The sequence below is a fragment of the Aeromonas sp. 95A genome (assembly GCF_051919235.1).
In the GTDB taxonomy this organism is placed as follows: Bacteria; Pseudomonadota; Gammaproteobacteria; order Enterobacterales; family Aeromonadaceae; genus Aeromonas; species Aeromonas veronii.
In genome coordinates this window covers 3,894,699-3,910,132 of the sequence record NZ_JBQBFC010000001.1, presented here as the reverse complement: position 1 = coordinate 3,910,132, position 15,434 = coordinate 3,894,699, and the positions used below count along the sequence as shown (strand labels likewise).

13 protein-coding genes and 1 pseudogene are annotated in these 15,434 nt (G+C 60.4%); 8 read left to right on the top strand and 6 right to left on the bottom strand.

All coding sequences use genetic code 11. From position 1 onward, the window contains the following. Nucleotides 1–26 precede the first annotated feature (26 nt). The 3 genes and pseudogenes from ACTG2U_RS17890 to ACTG2U_RS17880 all read right to left on the bottom strand — a co-directional run bounded on the left by ACTG2U_RS17890 (nucleotide 27) and on the right by ACTG2U_RS17880 (nucleotide 3,710). Nucleotides 27–1,211 (bottom strand): MerR family transcriptional regulator, encoded by a 1,185-nt coding sequence (locus tag ACTG2U_RS17890; RefSeq protein WP_439974874.1) that lies wholly within the window; start codon nucleotides 1,209–1,211, stop codon nucleotides 27–29. A gap of 157 nt (nucleotides 1,212–1,368) precedes the next feature. Then, complete coding sequence (recJ, locus tag ACTG2U_RS17885) at nucleotides 1,369–3,099, bottom strand: single-stranded-DNA-specific exonuclease RecJ (protein WP_227095140.1); 1,731 nt, start codon at nucleotides 3,097–3,099, stop codon at nucleotides 1,369–1,371. After that, nucleotides 3,065–3,710: pseudogene (locus ACTG2U_RS17880) on the bottom strand (disulfide isomerase DsbC N-terminal domain-containing protein). The gene recJ and the pseudogene ACTG2U_RS17880 overlap by 35 nt, the downstream one beginning before the upstream one ends. 316 nt (nucleotides 3,711–4,026) lie before the next feature. Between ACTG2U_RS17880 and mscL the strand changes: the two are divergent. Then, a complete protein-coding gene (mscL, locus tag ACTG2U_RS17875; RefSeq protein ID WP_047438040.1) occupies nucleotides 4,027–4,437 on the top strand; it encodes a large-conductance mechanosensitive channel protein MscL in 411 nt (136 codons plus the stop codon). A gap of 72 nt (nucleotides 4,438–4,509) precedes the next feature. On the opposite strand, the gene xerD is transcribed toward mscL, so the two are convergent. Beyond that, the gene (gene xerD, locus ACTG2U_RS17870; protein WP_167565030.1) at nucleotides 4,510–5,409 is read right to left on the bottom strand and encodes a site-specific tyrosine recombinase XerD; all 900 of its coding nucleotides are present in this window, start codon (nucleotides 5,407–5,409) and stop codon (nucleotides 4,510–4,512) included. 250 nt (nucleotides 5,410–5,659) lie between these two features. Here xerD and fldB point away from each other — a divergent pair, with 250 nt between their 5' ends. From fldB to ACTG2U_RS17855, 3 genes are all read left to right on the top strand, one after another. Then, entirely contained in the window at nucleotides 5,660–6,178 is a 519-nt protein-coding gene (fldB, locus tag ACTG2U_RS17865) for a flavodoxin FldB (protein ID WP_439974873.1), read from the top strand. Between the two features lie 214 nt (nucleotides 6,179–6,392). Beyond that, a complete protein-coding gene (locus ACTG2U_RS17860; protein WP_064340805.1) occupies nucleotides 6,393–7,793 on the top strand; it encodes a TldD/PmbA family protein in 1,401 nt (466 codons plus the stop codon). Continuing rightward, nucleotides 7,793–9,133, top strand: coding sequence for a TldD/PmbA family protein (locus ACTG2U_RS17855; protein WP_439974872.1), 1,341 nt, complete (start codon nucleotides 7,793–7,795; stop codon nucleotides 9,131–9,133). The genes ACTG2U_RS17860 and ACTG2U_RS17855 overlap by 1 nt, the downstream gene beginning before the upstream one ends. Nucleotides 9,134–9,228: 95 nt before the next feature. Here the strand turns inward: ACTG2U_RS17855 and ACTG2U_RS17850 are convergent, their stop codons facing one another. Both ACTG2U_RS17850 and ACTG2U_RS17845 read right to left on the bottom strand, forming a co-directional pair. Then, nucleotides 9,229–9,747 (bottom strand): hypothetical protein, encoded by a 519-nt coding sequence (locus tag ACTG2U_RS17850; protein WP_439974871.1) that lies wholly within the window; start codon nucleotides 9,745–9,747, stop codon nucleotides 9,229–9,231. Nucleotides 9,748–9,830: 83 nt separating this feature from the next. After that, nucleotides 9,831–10,319 carry a zinc ribbon-containing protein gene (locus ACTG2U_RS17845; protein ID WP_421273926.1) on the bottom strand — a complete coding sequence of 163 codons (489 nt, stop codon included), beginning with the start codon at nucleotides 10,317–10,319 and terminating at the stop codon, nucleotides 9,831–9,833. Nucleotides 10,320–10,464: 145 nt separating this feature from the next. Between ACTG2U_RS17845 and leuS the strand changes: the two genes are divergently transcribed. From leuS to nadD, 4 genes are all read left to right on the top strand, one after another. Further along, on the top strand, nucleotides 10,465–13,041 hold the full coding sequence (gene leuS / locus ACTG2U_RS17840) for a leucine--tRNA ligase (RefSeq protein WP_439974870.1): 2,577 nt from the start codon (nucleotides 10,465–10,467) through the stop codon (nucleotides 13,039–13,041). A 113-nt stretch (nucleotides 13,042–13,154) separates the two neighbouring features. Continuing rightward, entirely contained in the window at nucleotides 13,155–13,637 is a 483-nt protein-coding gene (locus ACTG2U_RS17835) for an LPS-assembly lipoprotein LptE (RefSeq protein WP_005335160.1), read from the top strand. A 13-nt stretch (nucleotides 13,638–13,650) separates the two neighbouring features. After that, a complete protein-coding gene (holA, locus tag ACTG2U_RS17830; protein WP_439974869.1) occupies nucleotides 13,651–14,688 on the top strand; it encodes a DNA polymerase III subunit delta in 1,038 nt (345 codons plus the stop codon). Next, a complete protein-coding gene (nadD, locus tag ACTG2U_RS17825) occupies nucleotides 14,682–15,332 on the top strand; it encodes a nicotinate-nucleotide adenylyltransferase (RefSeq protein WP_439974868.1) in 651 nt (216 codons plus the stop codon). Before holA ends, nadD begins: the two co-directional genes overlap by 7 nt. The last annotated feature ends 102 nt before the right edge of the window (nucleotides 15,333–15,434 follow it).

Below are 15,434 nucleotides of genomic sequence, written 5' to 3'. Positions count from 1 at the left end.
GCGCCTCGTTTTTTTACGACAACTTATCACGCATCTTTTTGCAGGCAGCAGATCACATAGCCGTAACTGCCAAGATATTGGCGGTGGATGGCTACTTCCCGGCTCAAATCCTGCCAGGCGGCACTCTCCCCCAGTTCGTCACGATAGCGCACCAGATTGACCTCGATAGGGTCCAGATAGTTGTTCCAGGCGCTCATCGGCAAGGGAGTGTGTGACAGGCAGCGGTAGCCTGCCGCTTGTATCGTCTCAAGCAGGCCCGCCAGCGTCTGCATGGCGGGATAATCCTGCTGCCAGAATGCCAATGCCTCCTCGGGCGGGTTATCGGTCAGCCAGACCGCATCACTCAGCACGATGCAAGCCTGTGGGCTCGCGAGCAGCGGGCGCCACGCCTTCAGTGCATTGGCAACCCCCATCACGTAAGCGCTCCCCTCTGCCCAGATGAGGTCGGCTGGGGCCAGATCGTCCGGCAGTGCCGCCATGTTGGCGCAGAGGGTGGAGACATGCTCAAAGCCTGCTGCACGGGCGGAGTGCGCCACGGCGGCCAGTGCCTCCTCTTCCAGATCGATGGCTACGATAGTGGCATCGGTCACCTGAGCCAGCGCCATGGTCGAGGCACCGCGCCCGCAGCCCATGTCGAGGATCCGGCGCGGCCGGATGGGCAAGGCTGCAAACTGCTGCTGGGTGAAGGCGCGATCCCCCGGCCCCCAGTAACTCATTCCATCCAGCAGCTGGATAAAGTCCTTGATGTAACGCTCATGTTCATTCATGTCTTTGCTCAACCATTGCAAGTGGTAGCGATCTTTCTCGCTAAAACCCTGTTTCATCACCCACGCGAAGTAGGCCTCCGGTGCCTCGCGCTGCAGTTGCAGCTGCCAGGCCTTGAATTCCTCACCGGAGCGCGGGCGCAGCCCTGCCAGATCCGCCAACAGATCCCGGGCGCGCTGCATCCGCGCCAGCTCCTCATCCAGCTCCCTGACCCGGGCCTGCAATGCCGCTTGATCTATCTCGCCAGCCAGACAGGCGAGGCACTGCTTGAGGCTGAGACCACCCGCCTGCAGGGCCTGAACCATCTGCAGTCGCTGCAGATCCCCCTCGTCATAGTGGCGATAGCCGTTGGCGGCCCGGGTACCGGCAATCACCCCCAGCTTCTCGTAATAGAGCAGGGTGGAGCGGGCGAGACAGCAGCGGCGGGCCAGTTCGGATATTTTCATGGCAATCACTCACGGTGCGGGCCCTCAGGTGACCCGATAGAGACGAGCTTAAACTGTGAGGCTATAGACAGGTCAACGCCCTTTTCCAGAGATCCGCCAACAAAAACGGCCACCCGAGGGTGGCCGTTGTCAGCGATAGGGCTGCGATGCTCTTGACTCAGAGACCGGCCGCTTCCAGATGCTCCACCAGCAGCTGCACGCTGCGGTTGCCGCGCCACTCGTTGACGTCAAGCCGGTAGACAAGCCGCACCCGCTTGACCGAGGCATCGGGCCAGCGCTTGAGATCGACGCCAAAGGCGATGGCATCCACCGCGTGACCGGAATCGGTTGTCAGCATCATCTTGAGGTGCTTCTCCCCCACCAGCCGCTGCTGCACCAGCACGAATTCGCCGTCAAACAGTGGCTCGGGGAAGGCCTGACCCCAGGGGCCGGAGGCGCGAATCAGCTCCGCCAGCTCGAGGTTGAGCTCGTCTGGCAACAACTCGCCATCGGTGAGCAACACCCCGGTCAAAAGCTCCGGTGTCACCAGCTCACTGATGACCGCCTCAAAGGCCCGACCGAACGCCTCAATGTTGGCCTTGGGCAGGGTCAACCCCGCCGCCATGGCGTGGCCGCCAAACTTGCCCATCAGGCCCGGATGGCGGGTATCGAGCAGTTCCAGCGCATCGCGCAGGTGCACGCCGGGGATGGAGCGGCCGGAGCCCTTGAGCTCGGTCTCGCTGCTCTCGGCAAACGCGATGACCGGGCGGTAGTACTTCTCCTTCACCTTGGAAGCCACCAGCCCCACCACCCCCTGATGCCACTCGTTGCGGTGCAGCACTATGCCCGACGGCACCTCGCCATCGCGAAAACGGATCTGCTCCAGAGTGGCGAGGGCCTCCTGCTGCATCCCCTGCTCGATCTCCTTGCGCTCCTGATTGAGGCTGTCCATCTCGGCCGCAAGCTGGCGCGCCAGATTGAGATCATCGCAGAGCAGACAGGCGACCCCGAGGGACATGTCATCGAGGCGCCCTACCGCATTGAGGCGTGGCCCCAGCGCAAAACCGAGGTCGGCGGCGGTGAGGCGGCGACCATCGCGGCCCGACACATCCACCAGCGCCTGAATGCCGGGGCGACAACGGCCGGCCCGGATCCGCTGCAACCCCTGATGGACCAGAATGCGGTTGTTGCCATCGAGCGCCACCACGTCGGCGACCGTGCCGAGGGCCACCAGATCGAGGTAATCCGCCACATTGGGGGCTCGCAACCCTTGCCGTTCGTACCAGCCAAGCTGACGCAGATGGGTGTTGAGGGCCGCCATCAGGTAGAAGGCCACCCCAACCCCGGCCAGCGACTTGGAGGGGAAATCGCAACCGCGCTGGTTCGGGTTGACGATGGCATTGGCGTCAGGCAGCTCCTGACCCGGCAAATGATGATCGGTAACCAGTACCTGCATGCCGGCCGCCTTGGCTGCCGCCACCCCAGCGATGCTGGAGATGCCGTTATCCACCGTGATGAGGAACTCGGCGCCACGGGCCACCGCCAGCTCGACAATTTCGGGGGTGAGGCCGTAGCCAAACTCGAAGCGGTTGGGCACCAGAAAATCGATGTGGCGACCGCCCATGGCGCGCAGGGCCAGCACACACAGGGCCGAGCTGGTGGCACCATCGCAGTCGAAGTCGCCGACGATAAGGATCCGTTTCTGGGCAGTCAGGGCCTCCGCCAGCAGCGGCACCGCCTGCTCCATCCCATAGAGGCGCTGGGGCGGCAACAGCTGGCTGGCGCTGCGCTCCAGCAGGGCGGGGTCCTCTACGCCACGGCTGGCGAAGATTTGGCGAAGCAGGGGATGCAGGGTGGCAGGCAGATGGGAATCATCAACTCGCGGACGACGACGGATTTGCAGGGACATCAATATGATCCAGTATCTTGAGCAGCTGTTCGGGGCTGATACCCGCGCACCAGATCCCCGTCAGAGGAGACCCAGGCCGGCAGTACCTTGACCCCCAACCATTGGCTCAGGCCAATATTTTGGATAAGGGTCTCACTACATGCCGTTTGAGGCAAATAGGCTTTTAACGGATCATTTTGCAGCAGGGGATCGCTGCACCAGTCGGCGGCCCGTTCGGCGTGATCAATCACCGGATAGAGTGCCACGCTCACCCCGGATGCCTGCAGGTGTTGCAAGGTGCCGGAGAGCTGACGGCGCTTTGCGTCCTGCTCGCCGAGAAACAGCGCAACCCGGTGACGCTCATCCCGGGCCTTGAGCACGACGGGGGCATGGGCCACCTGTGCCAAGCCAAGTCGGCGCTGCTCGCGCATACCCGAGATGGTCAGGTTCTTCATGTCACGGGTCATATCCAGCATGACCCCCTGCACCACATAATCCCCTTTGGCATCGCTGTAGAGCACCCCCTGCGAGGTGCCCAGCATATACAACCCCGCGATCGGGGTCGGTTCAACCAAATAGACGGGGACCCCCAGCCGGGCTGTGATGGTCTGTTTCAAGGCTTGGGTATCCATCCCCGCTCTGGCAGCAAATGTGCACAAAAGCATCATTCCCAGTAGTAAATACTTCACTTGTTTACTCACGTGGTATGAATGAATCGACCCAGCAAACTACAGCAGCACAGCTCATCATTCAACCAGCTACTTACCAAAAAATTAATATCACTTTGTACCAAAAAAATGGTTCCCCCCGATTGCCAAGGACTCATAACGCCCGCAAGCTAGTCAGGACGACAGGAACAACGCGGCTTAGCCTCTGTTTTTCCTGACAAGAGTTCGCCCTTTGGCAAGGGTAATCAACGCGCTATCTTGTTTAATTTCGGAGGAAATAATGAGTCTGATTCAAGAGTTCAAAGCCTTTGCCGCTCGCGGCAACGTCATCGATATGGCGGTCGGTATCATCATTGGTGCCGCCTTCGGCAAAATTGTCTCCTCTTTTGTCGGTGACGTGATCATGCCGCCCATCGGCCTGATCCTGGGCGGCGTGGACTTCAGCGACCTGGCGGTCACCCTGAAGGCCGCAGAAGGTGCAACACCCGCCGTGGTCATCGCCTATGGCAAGTTCATCCAGACCATCATCGACTTTCTGATCATCTCCTTCGCCATCTTCATGGGACTGAAGGCCATCAACACCCTGAAGAAGAAGCAGGAAGAAGAAGCCGCCGCCCCGGCAGGCCCGACCAAGGATCAGGAGCTGCTGACCGAGATCCGTGATCTGCTGAAATCCCAGCAAGGGAAATAAGCGCCATCTCCTGTCGTGTAGAGATAAAAAAACCGCCTGCTGGCGGTTTTTTGTTTTTGGGAGGCCAGCCACTCAAGCTCTGGGGTGGTGCTCCCCGTGCAGCGCCTTGAGTCGCTCGTTGGCCACATGGGTGTAGATCTGAGTAGTGGAGAGATCCGCATGGCCCAGCAGCATCTGTACCACCCGCAGATCGGCGCCGTGGTTGAGCAGATGGGTGGCGAAGGCGTGGCGCAAGGTATGGGGGGATAGCTCGCCGTTAATCCCGGCCCGCAGGGCATAGAGCTTGATGCGATGCCAGAAGGTCTGGCGGGTCATCATACGGGCCTGCTTGGAGGGAAATACCACATCCGAGCTGGAGCCCCCCAGCAGCAGGGTGCGGGCCTCCCGGTAGTAACGCTCCAGCCAGTGCATCGCCTCCTCGCCCATCGGCACCAGCCGCTCCTTGTTACCCTTGCCCACTACGCGCACCAAGCCCTGACGCAAACTGACATGCTCGGCGGTGAGCCCCACCAGCTCGGAAACCCGCAAGCCGGTGGCGTAGAGCAGCTCCAGCATCGCCTTGTCCCGCAACTCCAGCGGGTCATCCACCAGCGGCGCACTCAAGAGTGCCTCCACCTCCGTTTCGCTTAAATCGGAGGGGAGTTTTTTCGGCAGCTTGGGCCCCTCCAGCAGCACGGTCGGATCGTCGATGCGCAGCTTCTCACGGTTGAGATACTGGTAAAAACGGCGCAGGGCCGACAGGAAGCGGGCGGTGCTGCTCGCCGCAAACTGGTGATCGACCCGCCAGGCGAGGTAGTGCTGGATCTCGTCCATCCCCGCCAGCAGCAGCGAGCTCCCCTGCTCGTCGAGCCAGATGGAGAACTTCTCCAGATCGCTGCGATAGGAACTGACCGTGTTGTCAGACAATCCCCGCTCCAGCCAGAGGGCGTCGAGGAAGGGTTCAATCAGGGGATGGGGGGCGGGTTTGCTCATGGTGCGCTGCAATCAGGGGATCGATGGCCCATTGTAACGCGCCAACTCCTTGGAAAGACAAGGCACTTTCATTGGAAAGATAAGGCACGTTTGCCACGCCCCTTGCCGGGCGGTGAAGGTCGAATGGCAATCTGCTAGACTGGCGCCCTCCCCTTACGTTACCCATCGTGTTGCCAACATGGCGCAGCCCACACGAGCATGCGAGAACGCGCCAAAAGCAAGCGAGAAAGCGCCAACAGAGAGTAGAGCGATGAAGATTGGTCTGTTTTACGGTTCCACCACCTGCTACACCGAGATGGCTGCCGAGAAGATCCGCGCCCTCATCGGCCCCGAGCTGGTGGATATTCACAATATCAAGGATGTCTCCCTACGCCTGATGGAGGATTACGAGATCCTGATCCTCGGCATCTCCACCTGGGATTTCGGCGAGCTGCAGGAGGACTGGGAGTCCCGTTGGGAAGATATCGTTGATCTCCATCTGGAGGGACGCATCGTGGCCCTGTTTGGCCTCGGCGATCAGCTCGGTTATGGCGAATGGTTCCAGGACGCCCTCGGCATGCTGCACGATCAGCTGGTGCCAAAAGGGGTCAAGCTGGTGGGCTACTGGCCCAACGAAGGGTATGAGTTCGATGCCTCCAAGGCACTGATCGACGATGGCCGTCACTTCGTCGGGCTGGCCCTCGATGATGCCAACCAATATGACCAGACCGATCCGCGCATCGAGCAGTGGGTCGAGCAGATCCTGAGCGAAATTCACGCCCTGCTCTGATCTTTCCCACGTTTTGGCAAAACGACCCTGAGCGCCTGGCCCTGGCCCTGGCCCTGGCCGCCGGGCGCAGTTATCGCACCGATTTTCTCAATCGGTATCATCGCATGACGCTATAGCGACTTTTTTGTGCTGGTCTGCAACAATGGACTCGACATCCCATAACAATCAGAGCCGGATGTCGGAAGCAAACGGACAGACCAGAAAAGGATATTCTATGACCCCATTCTCCCTGTTGGCCCCCGCCATTGCCCGTGACGTGCTCGATCACGCACTGGCGCTGGGTGCCGATTTCGCCGAGCTGTTTGTGGAGCGCAAGCGCCGCAGCCAGCTCAGCCTGCTCTCCAGCCAGATAGAGAACATCAGCGGTGGCCTCGATTTCGGCATCGGCGTGCGCCTCTGTTACGGCCACAAGGTGCTCTACGGCTACACCAACCAAGCCAGCCGCGACGAACTGCTGCGCATCGTCACCCTGCTGGCGGCCAAAGACCGCCGCGACCCCGTGGTGACCGCCACCGCCTTCGATTTCACCCGCCTGAGCGATCGCAACCCGGTCGCGCTGCCCCTGTCGGCAGACAAGCTGCTGGAGCAGAAGATCGCCTATCTGCACGCCATGGATGCGGCGGCCCGTGCTGAGAGCGACAAGGTGAGCCAGTTCTCCGGCAACGTGCTGGGCTGGGAGCAGGAGGTGGAGATCTTCAACAGCGAAGGGGTGCAAGTGGCCGATCGCCGCCACTACAACCGCATCATGGCCCAGACTATCGCCATGGAAGGGAGCGAGCAGAGCGTCGGTTACGAGGCCCCCGGCGCCCTGATGGGGTGGGAGCATGCCGATCGCATCGATCCGCGCGATCTGGCGCTCACCGCCACCCGTCAGGCACTGGTGAAGCTGGGCGCGGCTCCCTGTCCGAGCGGCACCCTGCCGGTCATCATGGAGAACGGCTTTGGCGGCGTCATCTTCCACGAGGCGTGCGGCCACCTGCTGGAGACCACCTCGGTAGCCAAAAAGGCGTCGGTGTTCCACGACAAGATGGGCCAGCTCATCGCCAATCCGGTGGTCAATGCGGTGGATGAAGGCTTGCAGAGCAACGCCTGGGGCTCCATCAACGTCGATGACGAGGGGATGGCGACCCAGCATACCCAGCTCATCAAGGACGGCGTACTGACCGGTTTTCTGGTGGACAGAATGGGGGCCCTCAAGACGGGCTACGCCCGCACCGGCTCCGGGCGGCGCGAATCCTACAAGTACGCCCCCACCTCGCGCATGCGCAACACCTATATCGAACCGGGCAACCATAGCCTCGATGATATGCTGGCCACCGTCGAGCATGGCATCTACGCCAAGAAGATGGGGGGCGGCTCGGTACAGCCCGGCACCGGTGAATTCAACTTCAATGTGCAGGAGGCCTACCTCATCGAGCACGGCAAAATCACCAAGCCGCTCAAGTCAGCCACCCTGATCGGCACCGGCCCGCAGGTGCTGAAAGAGATCTCCATGGTGGGCCGCAATCTGGCGCTGGCCGCCGGTATGTGTGGCTCGGTCTCGGGCTCGGTGCCCACCTCGGTGGGCCAGCCGGCCCTCAAAGTGGACAACATTCTGGTGGGAGGGAACGCCTGATGAGCCAACTCGACATGAACCAACTGCTCACCCGCCTGCTGGATAAAGTGGCCGACCTTGGTGCCGAGGCAGACATCATCGCCAATCAGGAGAAGGCCTTCTCCCTCAAGGCAGACAAGGGCGAGCTGGGTGAATACAAGGTCACCAGCAGCCAGCAACTCGGTATTCGCCTGATAAAAGAGGGTCGGGTCGGCATCGCCTACTCGGAATCCCTCGATGAGCTGGCGCTGGATACCATGCTGCAGGATGCGCTCGATGCCAGCCGCTTTGCCAAGGTTGACCCGGATCAGCGCATCTCGGTGGCCAATAGCCGGATCACCACAGATTGCGCCGAGATCAACCAGCCCGATACCACGCCGGTTGAGGAGAAGATCGCTCTGGCCCTGCGCCTGGAATCTGACATGCTGGCCATGCCCGATGTGAGCGGCGCTCCCTACAACAGCTTCTTCGAAGGGGAGAGCCAGCTCTGGCTCGCCAACAGTCAGGGCACCCTCTGCCAGCACGGCGAGTTCAGCGTCGGCTGCTACACCTCGGCGCTGGTGGAACGGGATGGCCGCCAGTCGATGCACTCGCAGGGCCAGTATGGCCGTCGCTTCGACGAGCTGGATAGCCAGGCCCTGATCGAGCAGATCTACGCCATCGCCGATGGACTACTGCCCGGTGAAGCGGTGCCGAGCGGTCGCTACAGCGTCATCTTTAGCACCAACTGCTTCGCCAGCCTGTTTGGCTGCTTTCAGGGTGTGCTGTCGGGCAAGTGGGCCCAACAAGGGATCAACCCCTGGCGCAGCAAGGTCGGCCAGAGCGTGGCGTCACGCTGGCTTACTCTGGAAAGCCGGGTCTATATGCCGGGCGGCATGAACATCAAGGCGTTTGATGGCGAGGGGGCGGCCAGCTCGGATCTGCTGCTGATTGGCGAAGGGGAGCTGAAGACCCTGCTCCATAACAGCGCCACCGCCCGCCACTTTGGTGTGGCCAGCAACGGCTCGGCCGCCCGCGGTGCCCGCAGCGCCCTCGATGTGACCGCTCGCCACCTAGTGTTTGGCGCGGGCCCTCACTGCGAAGGGGAAGTGCAGAGCGGCGACTATCTGGAGCTGGTCAAGCTGGATGGCCTGCATTCGGGTGCCGATGCGGTGAGCGGCGACTTCTCCTTTGGCGCGTCGGGCTTCCTCTGCCGCGATGGGGTGCGACTGCAGCCGGTGCGCGGCATCACGGTAGCAGGCAACTTCTACCGCCTGCTGGGCGAGCTGGAAGCGGTCGGTGATACCCTGCACCACAACGACAGCAAGGGCTTCTACGCCCCGCAGATCCGTTTTGGCGGCCTCTCCGTCGCGGGCAAGTAAACGCCCCGACGAAATCTGCAAGCAAGAAAAAGGCGCCTGATGGCGCCTTCTTGCTATTTATCTCATTCTACAAACGCTGCGGATTTTTTAGCAGATTACTTTTGTGCCCTTTCTATTGCGCCCAGAAACTCAGGGATTGCATCGGCATAAGACATTCCACCACAAGGATGTTTAACGCATGCCCATTCCACAGGCAATTCAGGCAACTGCTCCCACATTTGATGCCCCAAAACAAGGATCACATCTGGCTGTAGTTCCTGCACAACCTCTTTCAAAGCACAAACAGCCTTCTCCCACATTGCAGTAGTTGGTCGGATACGGCCTGCATCCCCAACAAACTCTTGAATGTAGTTATAAAAAGCAACATGCCTCCAGGTTTCATGCCGCTCTTCAATATTTACCGCTCCAGCTTCACAGCGTAATAGTTTCGTGAGCTTAGTGAAAAAAGGCGATCCAGCACAAAAAGCATGTTCGTTAACAACAAACTGTGTGTAGTCGGAAGAAAGGTCTTCCGCATCACCATAATGAGATTCACCAAGAACCATGACTCGCACGCCGTAACAGCTTTCGTAATACTTATCGCCAATATACGGCCTGAAAAAAATCTGCGTCACTGCACTGTATCCTCACATTGTGTTTTCTCAATTCACACCAACGCTGCGGTATCGAACTACGTCGTTCAATAAGCTTTTCAAACTCAGGGCGAGAGCGGCTCGCGATGATACTCGGCGCAGCCGCACTCGGGGCAAGTATCGAGCTGCTGGGGATGCAGCACGGTATGGCGCCAACCACACTGGTCGCACACCATGACCCCGAGCCCCACCCAGTCGCCCGCCTCATAGACGCCCTTGTGCTCCAGCTCGTCGGCCAGCTCGCGCCACTCCACCTGGGCGCGGTCAGTCACATCCGCCAACCAGGACCAGGCGGTATCTTTGAGCGCCAGCATAAAGGCAGACTCCTCCACCTGCTCATCCTTGCGCCCCTCGTCATAGTTCCCCAGATCCCGCTTCACATACTCGGCGATCAGCGCCAGCTCGTCCTGAGTGAGGTCACTGGCCGCTTCCAGATAGGCCTGAACGCGGGCAATCATCCGGTTGAGGCGCTCCCCCTGGAACTGCTCTGTCTCTTGCCACTGCTTTTGCAGTTCGGCAATGAAGGTTTCATACCCTTTTTGACGTTTGTCCATGGCTGTTACTCCTCTGCTAAATCCCTTTCTGGCCCGGCTTCAGGCTTGACGGATGCTGGCGGTTGTTGCCGCCGCAGGATATGGGTATTCTATTGCGATTTCCCAGCTGATTTATCTATTCATTTCACAGATCCGGATGTCACCAATGCAAGAGCAATACGTTCCCCAATCAATCGAACCAGCAGTGCAGAAGCACTGGGATGCCAAGAAAACCTTCAAGGCCGTGGAAAAAGTAGACAAAGAGAAGTTCTACTGCCTCTCCATGTTCCCCTATCCGTCTGGTCGTCTACACATGGGGCACGTTCGCAACTACACCATAGGTGATGTGATCTCCCGTTATCAACGCCTCAATGGCAAGAACGTGCTGCAACCCATAGGTTGGGATGCGTTCGGTCTGCCGGCGGAAAACGCCGCCATCAAGAACAACACGGCGCCGGCCCCCTGGACCTACGAAAACATCGAATACATGAAGAACCAGCTGAAGATGCTGGGTCTGGGTTATGACTGGGATCGTGAAGTCGCCACCTGCAAACCGGATTACTACCGCTGGGAGCAGTGGTTCTTCACCAAGCTCTACGAGAAGGGTCTGGTCTACAAGAAGACCTCCTCCGTCAACTGGTGCCCGAACGACATGACCGTACTGGCCAACGAGCAGGTTGTCGACAACTGCTGCTGGCGCTGTGACACCCCGGTGGAGCAGAAAGAGATCCCCCAGTGGTTCATCAAGATCACCGACTACGCCGAAGAGCTGCTGAACGATATCGACAACCTCGAAGGCTGGCCGGAGATGGTCAAGACCATGCAGCGCAACTGGATTGGCCGCTCCGAAGGGGTCAACATCAGCTTCGCCATCGAGGGTCAGGCTGATCAGCTGGAGGTCTACACCACCCGTCCGGACACCTTCATGGGCGTCACCTATGTCGGTATCGCCGCTGGCCACCCGCTGGCCCTGCAGGCCGCCGAAAACAATCCGGAACTGGCAGCCTTTATCGAAGAGTGCAAGAACACCAAGGTAGCCGAAGCCGAACTGGCCACCATGGAGAAAAAGGGCATGGCCACCGGCCTCTACGCCATTCACCCGCTGGATGGCCGCAAGGTACCGGTCTGGGTCGCCAACTTCGTGCTGATGAACTACGGCACCGGCGCCGTGATGGCGGTTCCGGCCCACGATCAACGTGACTTCGAATTCGCCACCAAATATGGCCTCGACATCAAGGCGGTCATCAAGCCGGTTGATGGCGACGTCGACGTGAGCGAAGCCGCTTACACCGAGAAGGGCGTGCTGTTCAACTCCGGCGAGTTCGACGGTCTCGACTTCCAGGGTGCCTTTGATGCCATCGCCAACAAGCTGGAAACACTGGGCAAGGGCAAGCGCACCGTCAACTTCCGTCTGCGCGACTGGGGTGTCTCCCGTCAGCGCTACTGGGGTGCCCCCATCCCGATGCTGACTCTGGCTGACGGCACAGTGGTGCCGACGCCGGAAGACCAGCTGCCGGTACTGCTGCCGGAAGATGTGGTGATGGACGGTATCCAGAGCCCGATCAAGGCCGATGCCGAGTGGGCCAAGACCACTTACAACGGTCAGGAAGCGTTCCGCGAAACCGATACCTTCGACACCTTCATGGAGTCCTCCTGGTACTACGCGCGCTACTGCTCTCCGGACTACGACAAAGGCATGCTGGACCCGGCTGCTGCGAACCACTGGCTGCCGGTGGATCAGTACATCGGCGGCATCGAGCACGCCTGTATGCACCTGCTCTACGCCCGCTTCTTCCACAAGCTGCTGCGTGACGCAGGTCTGGTCAACAGCGACGAGCCGTTCAAGCGCCTGCTCTGTCAGGGCATGGTGCTGGCCGACGCCTTCTACTACAAGGACGAAAAAGGCGGCAACGTCTGGGTCAGCCCGACCGACGTCAAGGTAGAGCGTGACGAGAAGGGTCGCATCACCAAGGCCATCGACAACGAAGGTCGTGAGGTAATGCACTCCGGCATGACCAAGATGTCCAAGTCCAAGAACAACGGCATCGACCCGCAGCTGATGGTCGAGCGTTACGGCGCCGATACCGTCCGTCTGTTCATGATGTTCGCCTCTCCGGCAGAAATGACGCTGGAGTGGTCCGACTCCGGCGTAGAGGGTGCCCAGCGCTTCCTGCGTCGCCTGTGGCGCGTCACCTTCGAACACGTTTCCGGTGGCGCCGTTGCCGCACTCGATGTAGCTGCTCTCACCAACGAGCAGAAAGCGGTACGCCGTGAACTGCACAAGACCATCGCCAAGGTGAGTGATGACGTGGGTCGCCGTCAGACCTTCAACACCGCCATCGCCGCCATCATGGAGCTGATGAACAATCTCTCCAAGCTGGGCAACGACGAGCAGGATCGCGCCCTGATGCAGGAAGCGCTGGAAGCCGTGGTAGTCATGCTCTACCCCATCACCCCGCACATCGGCTTCGAGCTGTGGAAGATGCTGGGCAAGGGCGACGACATCGATCACGCAGCCTGGCCGGTGGCCGATGAAGCGGCCATGGTCGAGACCGAGAAGCTGGTGGTGGTACAGATCAACGGCAAGATGCGCGGCAAACTGACCGTGCCGGCCGAGATCAGCCAGGCCGACGTCGAGAAGCTGGCGATGGCCGATGCTTCCGTGCAGAAGTTCACCGACGGTCTGACCGTGCGCAAGGTGATCTATGTACCTGGCAAGCTGCTCAATATTGTCGCTAACTAATTGGCTGCCAACTGATTGGTTACCAACTGATCATTGCCAATCTGTAACAGCAAACGGATGATAACGGCGGGCCCTGCGCCCGCCGCTTTCCCTTAATGCAAAGAGGATTTTCTATGGGCACCATCTTCACCCGCTGGATGGCCATCGTGCTGGCTGGTCTGCTGCTGCAAGGCTGCGGCTTTCACATGCGCGGCAACGGCATTCCGAGCGAGCTGATGACCATGAAGGTCGTGGGCGACAACAAGAGCGACTTCTACCGGATGGTTACCACCCGCCTGAAGGCCTCTGGCGTGACCCTGGCCGACAAGGAGGGCATTCCGGTGCTCACTCTGGGCGGCGTAGGCAGCACCAGTCAGGTCGCCTCGGTCAACGCGCTGGGGACGGACACCGAATATGTGCTGGGCTTTGGTACCCAGTTCACCATTTCGGTGCCGGGCAAGCCGACTCAGGTCTTCCCCATCAACTTCAACCGCAGCTTCCTCAACAAGCCGGATGCAGCGCTCGCCTCCTCCCGTGAGCAGGAGCAGCTCAACCGCGAGATGCAGGAGCAGGCGGCCAATCAGGTGATCCGGCAGTTGAGTCAGGTCAGCTTCTGATGCGAGTACTTTGATGAGAGTCTACCCTGAGCAATTTGGTGACCACCTCAAAGCAGGGCTTCGGCCCTGCTATCTCGTTTTTGGCGACGAGCCCCTGTTGCGACTGGAGGCCATCGATGCCATCCGTCAGGTCGCCCGCAAGCAGGGTTTCGATGAGCGCCACACCTTCGTGGTGGAACAGGGGCTGGACTGGAATCAGGTCTACGATGCCTGTCAGGCCATGAGCCTCTTCTCTGCCCGCCAGATCATCGAGCTGGAGCTGCCCGCCAAGGTGGACAAGGATCTCGCTGCCCGCATCAGCGAAATTGGCAAGCAGCTTCATCCCGACCTGCTGCTGGTGCTGAGTGGCGGTCGCCTCAACCAGACCCAGATGAAGGCAGCCTGGTTCGACAAGCTCTACCAAATTGGCACCTATGTGCCGGTCAACCATCCGGAGCCCAAGTTCTTCCCGCGCTGGATGAGCGCCCGTTTTGCGCGTTTCGGCCTCAAGGCGCTGCCGGATGCCATCAATTTCATGTGCCACTCCTACGAGGGCAACCTGCTGGCCGCCAGCCAGGAGATCGAGAAGCTGACCCTGCTCTCGCCGCCCCAGCCCATCAGCGTCACCTATCTGCAAGAGACCATTATCCGCCACGCCCACTTCACCCCGTTCCAGCTGGTCGATACCCTGCTGGAGGGCAAGGTGAACCGGGCCCAGCGCATTCTGGCCGCCCTGCGGGCCGAAGGCACCGAGCCGGGGATGCTGGCCTGGACCCTCTGCCGCGAGCTGGAGCAGCTGACCGAGCTGTCGTTGGCGATGCGCAACGGCCAGCCGCTGGGGGAGCACTTCAGCCGCCTGCGCATCTGGCAGAGCCGCCAGCAGCTCATTCAGCAAGCTCTGACCCGTCTGCCGTTTGCCAAGTTGCAGGAACTGTGGCAACTGATGGCCCAGCTGGACGATGCCCAGCGCCGCTTCGATACCGAACAGGCGTGGCTGATGCTGCAGACCATTGCCCTCGGCTTTCGTGATGGCACCCCGCTGCCGCTGGTGATGGAGAGTGCGCCATGCTGAAGGCGCCTGTCGGTTTGCTTGGCGGCACCTTCGACCCCATCCATATCGGTCATCTTCGCCCGGCCATCGAGGCGCGCGATGCCCTCGGGCTGGCCGAAATACGGCTGATCCCGAACCATATCCCGCCCCACCGTGCCAATCCGTTCTGCTCGAGCGAACAGCGCCTCGCCATGGTTAAACTGGCGGCAGCAGAGAACCACCACTTTGTGGTGGATGAGCGGGAGCTGAGACGGGACAAACCCTCTTACACCATCGATACCCTGATCGAGCTGCGTCATGAACTGCCCGATACGCCGCTCTGTTTTCTGATGGGGATGGATTCCCTGCTGAGCCTGCCAAGCTGGCACCGCTGGCAGGAGCTGCTCGACCATGCCCATCTGGTGGTGAGCGTGCGGCCGGGCTGGCAACCGGATTATCCAGCCGAGGTGGCGCAGTTGCTGGCGTGCCATCACACCACGGATGCCAACGCGCTGCATCAGCGTCTGGCCGGTCATATCTGGCTGGCGGACAACCAGCCCATCGAACTGTCAGCCACCCGACTGCGAGCCTTGCTGGATGAGGGGCAAGACACCCGCTACCTCTTGCCCGAGTCGGTTGCGCACTATATTGATCAACAGGGGCTCTACCGCGCCAACCGCCGCTAGCCCCTGTCGTAATCCTGCCCCACCCGATGGGAAACGGGAGTGACCATGATATAATCCGCCGCCCTGACGCAAACGCTGCGCGCCGGAATACAGGAGAGACTC

Excerpts from the sequence above, each read along its gene's own strand:
- ACTG2U_RS17890 (WP_439974874.1), bottom strand. The coding sequence starts at position 1,211 with ATGAAAATATCCGAACTGGCCCGCCGCTGCTGTCTCGCCCGCTCCACC.
- recJ (WP_227095140.1), bottom strand. The coding sequence starts at position 3,099 with ATGTCCCTGCAAATCCGTCGTCGTCCGCGAGTTGATGATTCCCATCTG.
- mscL (WP_047438040.1), top strand. The coding sequence starts at position 4,027 with ATGAGTCTGATTCAAGAGTTCAAAGCCTTTGCCGCTCGCGGCAACGTC.
- xerD (WP_167565030.1), bottom strand. The coding sequence starts at position 5,409 with ATGAGCAAACCCGCCCCCCATCCCCTGATTGAACCCTTCCTCGACGCC.
- fldB (WP_439974873.1), top strand. The coding sequence starts at position 5,660 with ATGAAGATTGGTCTGTTTTACGGTTCCACCACCTGCTACACCGAGATG.
- ACTG2U_RS17860 (WP_064340805.1), top strand. The coding sequence starts at position 6,393 with ATGACCCCATTCTCCCTGTTGGCCCCCGCCATTGCCCGTGACGTGCTC.
- ACTG2U_RS17855 (WP_439974872.1), top strand. The coding sequence starts at position 7,793 with ATGAGCCAACTCGACATGAACCAACTGCTCACCCGCCTGCTGGATAAA.
- ACTG2U_RS17845 (WP_421273926.1), bottom strand. The coding sequence starts at position 10,319 with ATGGACAAACGTCAAAAAGGGTATGAAACCTTCATTGCCGAACTGCAA.
- leuS (WP_439974870.1), top strand. The coding sequence starts at position 10,465 with ATGCAAGAGCAATACGTTCCCCAATCAATCGAACCAGCAGTGCAGAAG.
- ACTG2U_RS17835 (WP_005335160.1), top strand. The coding sequence starts at position 13,155 with ATGGGCACCATCTTCACCCGCTGGATGGCCATCGTGCTGGCTGGTCTG.
- holA (WP_439974869.1), top strand. The coding sequence starts at position 13,651 with ATGAGAGTCTACCCTGAGCAATTTGGTGACCACCTCAAAGCAGGGCTT.
- nadD (WP_439974868.1), top strand. The coding sequence starts at position 14,682 with ATGCTGAAGGCGCCTGTCGGTTTGCTTGGCGGCACCTTCGACCCCATC.